This is a genomic window from Pseudomonas sp. REST10, assembly GCF_029542605.1.
GTDB lineage: Bacteria > Pseudomonadota > Gammaproteobacteria > Pseudomonadales > Pseudomonadaceae > Aquipseudomonas > Aquipseudomonas khazarica.
Map to the genome: position 1 here is coordinate 149,842 of NZ_CP035677.1, position 12,736 is coordinate 162,577.

At 66.4% G+C, this 12,736-nt stretch carries 10 protein-coding genes; 6 read left to right on the forward strand and 4 right to left on the reverse strand.

Going from position 1 to position 12,736, the window contains the following annotated elements; genetic code table 11:
- Nucleotides 1-90: 90 nt before the first annotated feature.
- The 3 genes from EWH21_RS00695 to EWH21_RS00705 all read left to right on the forward strand — a co-directional run bounded on the left by EWH21_RS00695 (nucleotide 91) and on the right by EWH21_RS00705 (nucleotide 3,312).
- Entirely contained in the window at nucleotides 91-2,010 is a 1,920-nt protein-coding gene (locus EWH21_RS00695; protein WP_277699568.1) for a DUF294 nucleotidyltransferase-like domain-containing protein, read from the forward strand.
- A complete protein-coding gene (locus EWH21_RS00700) occupies nucleotides 2,007-2,714 on the forward strand; it encodes a 3'-5' exonuclease (RefSeq protein WP_037055601.1) in 708 nt (235 codons plus the stop codon). Before EWH21_RS00695 ends, EWH21_RS00700 begins: the two co-directional genes overlap by 4 nt.
- A gap of 436 nt (nucleotides 2,715-3,150) precedes the next feature.
- Nucleotides 3,151-3,312 (forward strand): DUF2986 domain-containing protein, encoded by a 162-nt coding sequence (locus EWH21_RS00705; RefSeq protein WP_134676584.1) that lies wholly within the window; start codon nucleotides 3,151-3,153, stop codon nucleotides 3,310-3,312.
- 173 nt (nucleotides 3,313-3,485) lie between these two features.
- On the opposite strand, the gene EWH21_RS00710 is transcribed toward EWH21_RS00705, so the two are convergent.
- Nucleotides 3,486-4,388 (reverse strand): LysR family transcriptional regulator, encoded by a 903-nt coding sequence (locus tag EWH21_RS00710; protein ID WP_037057521.1) that lies wholly within the window; start codon nucleotides 4,386-4,388, stop codon nucleotides 3,486-3,488.
- A gap of 143 nt (nucleotides 4,389-4,531) precedes the next feature.
- Between EWH21_RS00710 and EWH21_RS00715 the strand changes: the two genes are divergently transcribed.
- Nucleotides 4,532-5,920 (forward strand): L-serine ammonia-lyase, encoded by a 1,389-nt coding sequence (locus EWH21_RS00715; RefSeq protein ID WP_047588376.1) that lies wholly within the window; start codon nucleotides 4,532-4,534, stop codon nucleotides 5,918-5,920.
- Between the two features lie 106 nt (nucleotides 5,921-6,026).
- On the opposite strand, the gene EWH21_RS00720 is transcribed toward EWH21_RS00715, so the two are convergent.
- Nucleotides 6,027-7,679 carry a BCCT family transporter gene (locus EWH21_RS00720; RefSeq protein WP_152490033.1) on the reverse strand — a complete coding sequence of 551 codons (1,653 nt, stop codon included), beginning with the start codon at nucleotides 7,677-7,679 and terminating at the stop codon, nucleotides 6,027-6,029.
- Nucleotides 7,680-7,861: 182 nt separating this feature from the next.
- Nucleotides 7,862-9,529, reverse strand: a complete 1,668-nt coding sequence (locus EWH21_RS00725) for a BCCT family transporter (protein WP_152490034.1) — start codon at nucleotides 9,527-9,529, stop codon at nucleotides 7,862-7,864.
- A 283-nt stretch (nucleotides 9,530-9,812) separates the two neighbouring features.
- On the opposite strand from EWH21_RS00725, the gene cls reads away from it, so the two are divergent.
- Both cls and EWH21_RS00735 read left to right on the forward strand, forming a co-directional pair.
- Nucleotides 9,813-11,258: a cardiolipin synthase gene (cls, locus tag EWH21_RS00730; protein ID WP_134676588.1), complete on the forward strand. Its 1,446-nt coding sequence runs from the start codon at nucleotides 9,813-9,815 to the stop codon at nucleotides 11,256-11,258.
- A 130-nt stretch (nucleotides 11,259-11,388) separates the two neighbouring features.
- Nucleotides 11,389-12,120, forward strand: coding sequence for a transporter substrate-binding domain-containing protein (locus EWH21_RS00735; protein ID WP_037054660.1), 732 nt, complete (start codon nucleotides 11,389-11,391; stop codon nucleotides 12,118-12,120).
- A 3-nt stretch (nucleotides 12,121-12,123) separates the two neighbouring features.
- Here the strand turns inward: EWH21_RS00735 and EWH21_RS00740 are convergent, their stop codons facing one another.
- Nucleotides 12,124-12,636 (reverse strand): DUF3617 domain-containing protein, encoded by a 513-nt coding sequence (locus EWH21_RS00740; RefSeq protein WP_277699569.1) that lies wholly within the window; start codon nucleotides 12,634-12,636, stop codon nucleotides 12,124-12,126.
- Nucleotides 12,637-12,736 lie beyond the last annotated feature (100 nt).

Below are 12,736 nucleotides of genomic sequence, written 5' to 3' on the forward strand. Positions count from 1 at the left end.
TGACGGCGACTGTCCTCATCGCGACACCCCGGGGGGACATCCCGGCGCGATGCTCGTATCCTGTAATGCCAGCCAACCCGCGAGGCCCGCATGCAGATCGAGCTGATCGAGATACGCGATCACCTGAATCGCTTCGCCCCCTTCGATAATCTGCCGGAGCAGACCCTCGACGATATCGCCCGGCAAGTGCAAGTAGGCTACTTCAAGGCCGGCAGCGAAATCCTCGTCGCTGGCGAACCGATTCACGAACTGCACTATGTACGCAGCGGCGCGGTGGAGATCCACCGGCGCAGTGGCGAACTGCACAATCGCCTGACCGAAGGCGACCTCTTCGGCCAGGCCGGCCTGCTGCGTGGCAACAAGGTACGCCTGGCCGCCAGGGCGCTGGAAGACAGCCTGATCTATTTCATCCCCGGCCCGCTGTTCCAGCAGCTGTGCGACCAGTTCGACAGCTTCGCCGATTTCGTCGAGGCCGAAGGCCAGTCGCGGCTCAAGTCGGCCCTGGAAGACAGCCACGGCAAGGCCAGCGAGCTGATGAAGATCAAGGTGCGCAAACTGATCGGCCGGGCGCCGGTCAGCGTGCCGCTGGACATGCCCGTGCAGCAGGTGGCGCAGGTGATGAGCGAGCAGAGCGTATCCTCGGTGATCATCGTCAACCCCGGCCGGCGCTGGCCCAACCCGGCGCAGGTACAGGTCGCCGACCAGCAGACCCAGGTGATGGCGGGCATCCTCACCGACCGCGACCTGCGTGTGCGCGTCCTCGCCGAAGGGCTGCCCGGCGACACCCCGGTCAGCCAGGTGATGACGCCCGGCCCGGTCACCGTGCAGGCCGACGAGTCGGTGTTCGAGGCCATGCTGTGCATGCTGCGCAACAACATCCACCACCTGCCGGTGCTGCAACGCCGGCGCCCGGTGGGCATGATCTCCCTCGCCGACGTCATCCGCTACGAGTCGCGCAGCAGCCTGTACCTGGTCAACAGCATCTTCAACAAGGACTCCGTGGACGGCCTCAAGGGCCTGCTGCCGGACCTGCACGCCACCTTCGTGCGCATGGTCGCCGACGATGCCAGCGCACACATGGTGGGCCGCGCCATGAGCAGCATCGGCCGCGCCTTCACCCGCCGCCTGCTGGTGCTGGCGGAACAGACGCTGGGGCCGCCGCCTGTGCCCTACTGCTTCATGATCGCCGGCTCGATGGCGCGCGACGAACAGCTGCTGCTCACTGACCAGGACAACGCCCTGGTACTCGACGACAGCTTCGACCCGGAACAGCACGACGCCTACTTCGCCGAACTGGCGCAGTTCGTCAGCAACGGCCTGGCCGCCTGCGGCTACGCCTACTGCAAGGGCGGCATCATGGCCAGCAACCCCAAGTGGCGCCAGCCGCTGAAGGTCTGGCGCGGCTACTTCACGCGCTGGATCGAGCAGCCCAACCCCGAGACCCTGCTCAACAGCAGCATCTTCTTCGACCTCGACGGGGTGTATGGCAAGACCGCGCTGGTGGAGAACCTCAAGGAGCTGCTGGCGGAAAAGGCCAGCGGCACCCCGGCGTTCCTCGCCGCACTGGCGCGCAACGCCCTCAACCGCACGCCGCCGCTGGGCTTCTTCCGCACCTTCGTGATGGAAACCGACGGCCGCCAGAAGAACATCATCAACCTCAAGGGACGCGGCACCGCGCCGCTCACCGACCTGATCCGCGTGCACGCCCTGGCCTGCGGCTCCAAGGCGCAGAACTCGCTGGAGCGCCTCGACGCCATCGCCGCCACCAAGCTGCTGCCCAAGGAAGCCCTGGATCACCTGCGCTACGCCTTCGAGTTCCTCAGCCTGGTGCGCATCCGCCACCAGGCGCGCGAGGTGGAAGCCGGCAACCCGCCGGACAACTATGTCGAGCCGGAGCAGTTCAGCTCCAGCGAGCGCCACCACCTCAAGGAAGCCTTCCAGGTGGTGAGCAACGCGCAGAAGTTCCTGCGCTTCCGCTACCCGGCCCAGCCGCTGACCCGTCCGCAATGAGTGCCGATCACAACCCGGACTGGCCGCAGCGCTTCGCCGAACTCGCCGCCAGCAGTCAGGACGAACGCCTGCGCGCCTACTACGCTGCCGGCTGCATCACCGCCGATACGCCCCTGGCCGAGGCGCCGCTGGTGGCGCTGGACGTGGAAACCACCGGCCTCGATCCGCGCGAACATGCCATCGTCAGCCTCGGCCTGGTGCCGCTGGACCTGCAGCGCATCCGCTGCGCCGAGGCGCGCTACTGGGTGGTCAAACCCACCAGCGAGCTGAGCGCCGAGTCGGTCACCTTCCACCACATCACCCACTCCGACATCCGCCACGCACCGCGCCTGGCCCATGTGCTGGAGGAACTGCTGGAGGCCCTGGCGGGCAAGGTGGTGGTGGCGCACTACCGCAACATCGAGCGCAACTTCCTCGACCAGGCCCTGCGCGAGCACCTGGGCGAGGGGCTGCTCTTCCCCATCATCGACACCATGGAGCTGGAAGCGCGCCTGCATCCCAAGCGCACGGTCAGCTGGTGGGACCGCCTGCGCGGCCGCGAACCGCTGTCCATCCGCCTGGCCGACAGCCGCCTGCGCTACGGCCTGCCGCTGTACAGCGCCCACCACGCCCTGACCGACGCCCTCGCCTGCGGCGAACTGCTGCAAGCCCAGGTGGCCAGGCACTACCCGGCGCATACGCCGGTGGGCGCGCTGTGGAGCTGAAGCCAGCCACCTTGTAGGAGCGGCTTCAGCCGCGAGGTTTCTGCCGTCCAAGGAGGCGTCTCATTCCCCTGGATTCCCGCCTGCGCAGAAATGACGACGATTGCAGCCCCGTAGGGTGGATAACGCGAAGCTTATCCACCACCAGGCAGGCGGATGGCTAAGATATGGCCGGCGGAGCACCATCTGCTCAACGCCGCAGAAGCATCGCGGCTGAAGCCGCTCCTACGGGCCCGTCGTGTCGGCCGAGTCACGTAGGATGGATAACGCGAAGCTTATCCACCACCAGGCGAGCGGATGGCTAAGATATGGCGGGCAGAGCGCCATCTGCTCAACGCCGCAGAAGCATCGCGGCTGAAGCCGCTCCTACGGGGTCGGTGGCGCGAGCAAGTAGCCTGGCGTGAGGATCATCCATTCAGGACAAAGCAGATACACACCCATGAATCGCCGCAAGAAGATCAAGCAACTACTCGAAGCCCACGCCAGGAAGGCCAACGCCAAGCTTGCGCCCAAGAGCAACAAACCCAAGTACATCAGCAAGGCCGACAGGGCGAAGCTGGCGGCTGAGGCCGCTCAAGAGAGCGTCACGCCCGCTGAGTAAGACGCGGACAGAGAACATCGCGGCTGAAGCCGCTCCTACAGGTCTGTCGCGTCAGCCGCGTAGGGTGGATAACGCGAAGCTTATCCACCAGCAGGCAGGCGGATGGCCAAGATATGGCTGTGCTCAGCGCTGCAAAGTATCGCGGCCGAAGCCCCCCACAGGACGCAGTGGAACTAACCCAGCACCTTGTCCGCCGTGTACACCGCCTCGTCGAGAAACGCGTTGACCGCCGGATGGTCGCGTTCGCCCTTGCGATAGGCGAGGAACACGCCGCGCTGGATGTCGGGCAGCAGGGGCACGGCGGTGACACCGGGCAGCGGGCGGACCAGGCGCAGGCCGGAGACGATGGAGATGGAGTTGCCGGAAGCGACCATCGCCGCGACCATCTCGAAACCGGCGCAGTGCGCATTGATGCGCGGCGCGAAGCCCGAGCGGCGACACAGGTTGGTGATGAATTCGCCGAACGAGCTGCCGGTGGAGTCCAGCGCCCAGGCCTCCTCGCGCAGGTCGGCGATAGTCAGGCTGGCGTGCCTGGCCAGGGCGTGGTCGATGGGCAGCAGCACGTGCAGCAGGTCCTGGGTCAGCGGGATCAGCGCGTAGTGCTCGCGGTTCTCGTCCGGGGTCACGGCCAGGTCGTCGATCACCGCCACGTCGATCTGCCAGGCGCCCAGGGCACTGAGGCTTTCCTGCGGCTCCAGCTCCAGCACCACCACGTTCAACCGGGGATAGCTGCTGCGCAGGGCGCGCACGGTTTCCGCAATCACCGCCACGGAGATCGACGCGAAGGCCGCCACGCGCAGTTCGCCGGCCACTTCGCCGCGCAGCAGCGCCAGCTCCGAGCGGGCTTCGTCGAGCACCATGAGGATGCGCTCGGCATGCGCCACCAGGCGCTCGCCGGCCGGTGTCAGCACGACGCCACGCCCACGCCGCTCGATCAGCGCGACATCCACCTCGCGTTCGAGCAAGGCGACCTGTTGCGACACGGCCGACGGCGTCAGGTGCAACGACTCGGCAGCGGCCGCCATGGTGCGGCAACGGGCCAGTTCACGCAGGGTGCGCAGGCGGGTGATGTCCATGGCAGGATCTCAATAGTTAAGAATTGCTAACGAATATATTAAAAATAAATCAGTATACATAATGATAAAGCCGTTCTTAGATAGGGTTGTCCACACGCGCGGAACCGGGCGCGTGTCCACTCACCCAGAAGAAGAACCTCGCCATGGCTATCAGCGTTTTCGACCTGTTCAAAGTCGGCATCGGCCCGTCCAGTTCCCACACCGTCGGCCCGATGCGCGCGGCCGCTCTGTTCACCCACGCCCTGGAGAACCACGGCCACATGCCGCAGGTGACCCGTGTCGTCGCCGAGCTGTACGGCTCGCTGGGCGCCACCGGCAAGGGCCACGGCAGTGACAAGGCGGTCCTGCTCGGCCTCAGCGGCCATGAGCCGGATACCGTCAACGTCGACCAGGTCCCCGAGTACATCGACACCATCCGCCGCGACAAGCGCATCGTCCTGGCCGGCAAGCACGCTGTCGCCTTCGACGAGAAGGCCGACCTGAAGATGTTCCGCAAGGCGCTGCCGCTGCACGCCAACGGCCTGCGCTTCGCCGCCTTCGACGGCGCGGGCATCCAGGTGCACGAGGCCACCTACTACTCGGTGGGTGGCGGCTTCGTGGTCAGCGAGGCGATTCTCGCCGATGGCTCCAAGCACAAGGTCATCGCCCCGGACGCCACGGCCCTGCCGCTGCCGTTTCGCAGCGGCGCCGACCTGCTGCGCCTGAGCCGCGAGCACGGCATCGGCATCGCCGAGGTGATGCGCCGCAACGAACGCCACTGGCGCAGCGACGAAGAGACCGACGCCGGCCTGCTGGAAATCTGGAAGGTGATGCAGGCCTGCGTGGAGCGCGGCTGCCGCACCGAAGGCATCCTGCCGGGCGGCTTCAAGGTGCGCCGGCGCGCGGCGATCCTGGCGCGCAAGCTGGGCGGCTTCCAGCGCAGCTACATGGAAGATCCGCTGCGCATGCTCGACTGGGTCAACCTCTGGGCCCTGGCCGTGAACGAGGAGAACGCCGCCGGTGGCCGCGTGGTCACCGCGCCGACCAACGGCGCCGCCGGCATCATTCCGGCGGTGCTGCACTACTACGCCAACGCCATCTCCGGCGCCAGCGAACGCGGCATCATCGACTTCCTGCTCACCGCTGGCGCCATCGGCATCCTGTACAAGGAGAACGCCTCGATCAGCGGCGCCGAAGTGGGTTGTCAGGGTGAAGTCGGCGTGGCCTGTTCGATGGCAGCCGGCGCGCTGTGCGCGGTACTCGGCGGCACCCCGGAGCAGGTCGAGAACGCCGCCGAGATCGGCATGGAGCACCACCTGGGCCTGACCTGCGACCCGGTCGGCGGCCTGGTGCAGATTCCCTGCATCGAGCGCAACGCCATCGCCTCGGTGAAGGCGATCAACGCCGCGCGCATGGCGCTGTACGGCGACGGCGCGCACTACGTGAGCCTGGACAAGGTGATCAAGACCATGCGCGAGACCGGTGCCGACATGCTGACCAAGTACAAGGAAACCGCCCGTGGCGGCCTGGCGGTGAACATCATCGAATGCTGATGTTCGACCGCTAGACGCGAAAACGCCGCGAACTTGCAAAGGTTCGCGGCGTTTTCGTTGCTGCCGGGGAAGCCCTCTCCAGTATCGGAAGAGGGCCAGCAGCCGCTCAGCGCGGCTCGCTGCTCAGCCCCTTGATGATCGCCACGCAGCCGACCAGCAGCACCACGGTGAACGGCAGGCCGGTCGACACCGCCATCGCCTGCAGGGCCACCAGGCCACCGCCAAGCAGCAGCGCGACGGCCAGGGCGCCTTCCATGATCACCCAGAACATCTTCTGCGAGACCGGTGCGTTGATCTTGCCGCCAGCGGTGATGGTGTCGATCACCAGCGAGCCGGAGTCCGACGAGGTGATGAAGAACAGCACCACCAGGACGATCGCGGCGAACGAGCTGATGGCGCTGATCGGCAGCTGATCGAGCATGACGAACATCTTCAGCTCCAGGGCCGCCTGCTGCAGTTCGGTGAGGCCGCCGAGGGCCTGGTGCAGCGCGGTCCCGCCGAAGGTGCTCATCCAGATCACCGACACCAGCGACGGCACCAGCAGCACCGCCGTGAGGAATTCACGCACGGTGCGGCCACGGCTGACCCGCGCGATGAACATGCCCACGAACGGCGACCAGCTGATCCACCAGGCCCAGTAGAACGCCGTCCAGCCCTGGCTGAAGTTGGCGTCCTCGCGCCCGACCGGGTTGGACAGCGCCGGCAGGTACTGCAGGTAGGCACCCAGGTTGTCCAGCACGCCGGTCAGCAGCAGGGCGGTCGGCCCGGCGAGCAGCACGAACAGCAGCAGCGCCAGGGCCAGGCCCATGTTGATCTCCGACAGGCGCTTGACCCCCTTGTCCACGCCGGTCAGCACCGAGCACAGGGCGATCAGGGTGATCACCGTGATCAGCAACACCTTGGTGGTGGTGTCGGCCGGCAGGCCGAACAGCGCGTGCAGGCCCGCAGTGGCCTGCTCGGCGCCCAGGCCCAGCGAGGTGACCAGGCCGAACAGGGTGGCGAACACCGCGAGGATGTCGATCAGGTGGCCCGGCCAGCCCCAGACGCGCTCACCGAGCAGCGGGAAGAAGATCGAGCGGAACGACAGCGGCAGGCCCTTGTTGAAGGCGAACAGGCCCAGCGCCAGGGCGACGATGGCATACACCGCCCAGGGGTGCAGGCCCCAGTGGAAGATGGTGGTGGCCATGCTCAGGCGCGCCGCCTCGGCGGAGTCGCCCGCAGCGGCACCCAGCGGCGCCCAGTCGGTGCGCACGCCGTTGGCGTCCACGCTGATGCCGCCCAGGGCCGTGCCGTAGTGCGACATCGGCTCGGCCACGCCGTAGAACATCAGGCCGATGCCCATGCCGGCGGCGAACAGCATGGCGAACCAGGAGAAGTACGAGTAATCGGGGCGCGCCAGCGTACCGCCGAGGCGCACCTTGCCCAGCGGCGACACGATCAGCCCCAGGCACAGCAGCACGAAGATGTTGGCCGAGCCGATGAAGAACCACGACAGGTGCACCGTCAGCCAGTCACGCACGGCCTTGAACAGCGGCTCGATCTGGTCGTGCATGGCCAGCGCCAGCGCGACGAAGATGAATGCGGTCACCGCCGAGATCAGGAAGACCACGCCATGGATGTCGAGATTGACCAGGTAGCGGCCACGGATGTTGTCCTGGCCGACCACGTAGTCGGTGTCGATGAGGGTGACGGCACCACTCGGGGCGGGAATACCGTCTGCGGATGAGTCGTTGTTGCGGGGTACGGGGCCTTGGCTCAAGGGGCTGCTCCTTCTTTTTCTAGGGCGCGCGCAGGGGCTGCGAATCGCGGAAGCCGACGCTAGCAGAAGGAAAAAACGGCCTGCACCGCGGGAACGCCGCGGGTTTTCCCATTAACGACCCGTTACCCGGGAACGAAAAAGCGCGCCCGAAGGCGCGCTTTTGGCAACGGCGAACAGCCTGCTCAGCGCGGCTCGCTCATCAGCCCCTTGACGATGGAGATGCAGCCCACCAGCAGCACGATGGTGAACGGCAGGCCCGTCGACACGGCCATCGCTTGCAACGCCACCAGACCGCCACCGAGCAGCAGGGCGATGGCGATGACGCCCTCGATGCTGGCCCAGAATACGCGCTGCGGTACCGGTGCGTTGACCTTGCCGCCGGCGGTGATGGTGTCGATCACCAGCGAGCCGGAGTCCGACGAGGTGATGAAGAACACCACCACCAGCACGATACCGATGAACGAGGTGATGCCGGTCAGCGGCATCTCACCGAGCATGCTGAACAGTTTCAGCTCCAGGCCGGCATCCTGCGCGCCGGTGAAACCGTCCACCAGCAGCTGATTGATGGCGGTGCCGCCGAAGGCGGTCATCCACAGCACCGACACCAGCGACGGCACCAGCAGCACGGCGATGAGGAATTCACGCACGCTGCGGCCACGACTGACCCGCGCGATGAACATGCCCACGAACGGCGACCAGCTGATCCACCAGGCCCAGTAGAACGCCGTCCAGCCCTGGCTGAAGTTGGCGTCCTCGCGCCCGACCGGATTGGACAGCGCCGGCAGGTACTGCAGGTAGGCACCGAGGTTCTTGAAGAAGTCGGTGAAGATCACCAGGGTCGGCCCGGCGATGATGACGAACAGCAACAGGGCCATGGCCAGGCCCATGTTGATCTCTGACAGGCGCTTGACCCCCTTGTCCAGGCCGGCGACGACCGAGGCCAGGGCGATCATGGTGATGGCGATGATCAGCAGCACCTTGGTGGTGTCCGTGGCCGGAATGCCGAACAGGTACTCCACCCCGGCAGCCGCCTGCTCGGCACCCAGGCCCAGCGAAGTGACCAGGCCGAACAGGGTGGCGAACACCGCGAGGATGTCGACGATGTGCCCCGGCCAACCCCACACGCGCTCACCGAGGATCGGGTAGAAGATCGAGCGGATCGACAGCGGCAGGCCCTTGTTGAACGAGAACAGCGCCAGGGCCAGAGCGACGATGGCGTAGATCGCCCAGGGGTGCAGGCCCCAGTGGAAGATGGTCGCGGCCATGCCCAGGCGCACCGCTTCCTCGGCGTTGCCTTCGGCCCCGCCCAGCGGCGCCCAGTCGGTGCGCACGCCGTCTTCACCCACGGTGATGCCGGCGATCGACGAGCTGTAGTGCGACATGGGTTCGGACACGCCGTAGAACATCAGACCGATGCCCATGCCGGCGGCGAACAGCATGGAGAACCAGCCCATGTAGGTGTAGTCGGGGGTCGCTTCCTTGCCGCCGATACGCACCTTGCCCAATGGCGAGACGATCAGCGCGAGGCAGAGCAGGACGAAGATGTTGGCGGCACCGATGAAGAACCAGGCCATGTGGTGGGTGAGCCAGTCGCGCACGCCGCTGAACAGCGGTTCGATCTGGTTCTGCAGAGCCAGGGCCAGGATCACGAAGATCACCGCGACCAGCGCGGAAATGGTGAAGACCTTGCCATGGATGTCGAGGGCGAAGACGAACTGCCCTTTGATGTTGTCCTGACCGATGACGTAATCGGTGTCGATCAGGTTGGCTTCACCGGTCGGTGCCGGGATGCCCTCGTGGGTTTCCGCTGCGGGTGGCGGGGTCATGTCATGCGAAGGGACGTTTCCCATACGTGGCGTGCTCCTTGATGCGTTTGACTCGCTAGACGAGCGTGAACAGGACGGATGCCCTCCTCCAATTAAAGACGACCCACAGTCGGGTCGAACGGGGAAGGGTAACACATGAATTCCGCTCACTCAGAATCCAAGACACGTGAAAGCCTCGAATAATTCCCCGGAAGCTGGCCATCTGCCTGACACTGCCATTCCCCGGATGGCCATGGCAGGATGACCATCGAACGCTGCGTAACCCCCGTGGTCAGCTGCACACAGCCCGTGCAAAGGAAGACCCTGCATGCCTGCGGATTTCGGCATTCCCCACCTGTTCGCCTACCTGATCGCCAGCATCCACGCCCTCGGCATGCTGGCCGCGATCCATGCCGTGCTGACCGTACGCACCGCCCAGGGCGCCCTGGCCTGGGGACTGTCGCTGTTCTTCATGCCCTACCTGACGCTGCTGCCGTACCTGGTGTTCGGCCGCAGCCGCTTCGACGCCTACGTCAAGGCACGCCGCCAGGCCGACAGGGAAATGCACCTGGCCATGGCCGAGCAGGACTGGCGGCCCTGGGTCGAGGAAGCCAAGGCGGCGCACCTGTCGCCCGCCTATGCACGCCTGCGGGCCCTGCCGCGCCTGTCGCACCTGCCCGGCCTGACCGGCAACCGGGTGCAGTTGCTGATCGACGGCGAAGCCACCTTCGCGGCGATGCTCGATGCGCTGGCCGGCGCCCGGCAGGTGATCCTGCTGCAGTTCTTCATCATTCGCGACGACAGCCTCGGTCGCCGCCTGCATGACATCCTGCTCGAGCGCGCCGCAGCCGGGGTGCAGGTGCACGTGCTGTACGACGGCGTCGGCAGCCATGCGCTGTCCGGCGCCTTCATCGATCGGCTGCGCCGGGGTGGCGTCCAGGTGCACGCCTTCCCCACCCGCTCCGGCCTGTTCAATCGCTTCCAGCTGAACTTCCGCAACCACCGCAAGATCGTCGTGGTCGATGGCGAGATCGGCTTTCTCGGCGGCCTCAATGTCGGCGTCGAATACCTCGGGCAGAAGCCGCCGCTGGCGCCCTGGCGCGACACCCACGTGGAAGTGCGCGGGCCGGTGGTGGCCAGCCTGCAGGAAGCCTTCGCCGAAGACTGGTACTGGGCCTGCCAGAAGCTCCCGCCGCTGCTGATGCCGAGCAAGCAGGACGAACCCGGCGTGCTCTGCCAGGTGATCGCCAGCGGTCCGGCCGACGCCCAGGAAACCTGCTCGCTGATGTTCGTCGAGGCGATCCACGCCGCGCGCGAACGCGTGTGGCTGAGCAGCCCGTATTTCGTCCCCGACGAAGCCCTGTTCGCCGCCCTGCGCCTGGCCGTGATGCGCGGGGTGGACGTGCGCCTGCTGCTGCCAGCGCGCCCCGATCACCGTATCGTCTATGCCGCGTCCAGCCTGTACGCCTTCGAGGCGCTGCGCGCCGGGGTGCGCGTGTTGCGCTACCAGCCGGGCTTCCTGCACCAGAAGGCGCTGCTGATCGACCACGACGCCTGTGTACTGGGCAGCGCCAACCTGGACAACCGCTCCTTCCGCCTGAATTTCGAGGCCAGCCTGCTGATAGTCGACGCAGGCTTCAACGCCGAGGTCGCCCAGATGCTGGAGGCGGATTTCAGCCGCTCGCGGGAACTGGTCAATGCCGACCGCCGCAACCTGCACCGCCTGCAGCAGCTGGGCATGCGCGTGGCGCGGCTGATCTCGCCCATCCTCTGAGAAGCCTGAAACCTGCCCGTTCACTGCGATATCGCGCACTTTCGCCACCCCGGGCGCCTGCCGGCGCGACTTTGAACAGGCTTCGCGGCACGACTATGGTTATGGAGTCTGCCGCCCTTGGCACTGCCCCATGAAGACGCGCCTCGCCCAGCTGTTCTGCCTCTGTCTGCTCGCCCTGCCCTGCCTGGCGCAGGAGGTGATTCGTGTCGGCGTGGAACTGCAGCCCTACCAGCCCTATTCCGACGTGGAGAACGGCGAATACCGTGGCTATGCGCGCGACCTGCTGGATGCCTTTGCCGCCGAGCACGGCTACCGCTTCGTCTACGTGCCACTGCCGGTGAGGCGCCTGCTGGGGGATTTCCTCGGCGGGCGGGTCGACCTGAAGTTCCCCGACCACCCGCAGTGGAACGCTGACCAGAAGGCCGGCCACGCCATCCACTACAGCCGCCCGGCAGCGCCCTATGTCGACGGCATCCTGGTCAAGCCGCAGCAGCTCGGCCAGGGCGTGGCGCGTATCCGCCTGCTCGGCACGCAGAACGGTTTCACCCCCTGGCCGTACCTGACGGAGATCCACGCCGGACGTATCAAGCTGATCCAGGCCAACCAGATCGAGTCGCTGCTGCTCATGGCCATCAATGACCGGGTCGACGCGGTCTACCTCAACCCCCGCGTGGTGGCCCACCAGCTGCGCCTGATGGACCTGGCGGAGCAGGCGCTGGTGCTCGACCCGCAGCTGCCGCACGTGGAAGACCACTACTACCTGTCGAGCATCCGCTACCCGCAGGTGATCGAGGCCTTCAACCGCTTCCTGGAGGAGCGCAGCGAACAGGTCGAGGCCATTCGCCTGCGCCACGGCCTGTGAGGTTTAGCGCTTGAGCACGGCACAGTCCGCGCCGACCCAGCGCGCCCGGCTCTCCATGCTGCTCGGCTGGCCGTTGTAGGTACCGCTGACCTGGGTGGTGAATTCCTTGTCGCTGACGAAACGCGTCTCCCCTTCGCCCTGAGCATCCGGGCAGGTGAAGCGAAACTTCCACAGCGTCGCGCTGCGTTCGAGGACCTCGTTGCGGCAACCGGACTCGGGGTCGTGCAGGGGAATGTCCTGGGCCTTGATCTGCTCGGCGGTGAGGCACATCTGCACACCACCCGCGCCGAGCCTGATGCCCTGTTCGGCCAGCATGTTCTCCATCATCTGGCGCTGCTCCGGCGGCAGGTTCTGCAACTGCGCCAGCATCTCCTCCATCGCCGGCATGGCCTGGCCGCCGACCTGCATGTTGTGCGAGCTGACCTCCCAGACGCCGGGCTGGATATCCAGCGCGCTGGCCAGGGCCGGTGACAGGCAGAGGGCAAGCGGCAGGGCGGAGCGAAAGACAGGGTGCATGACGGGTCTCCTCGAACGGGGCGTTGCTCAAGCGTAGCCGCAGACGAACAAAACCCCCACCGGCTTGCGCCGCATGGGGGTTTCCTTCTTTTTCAGCCGG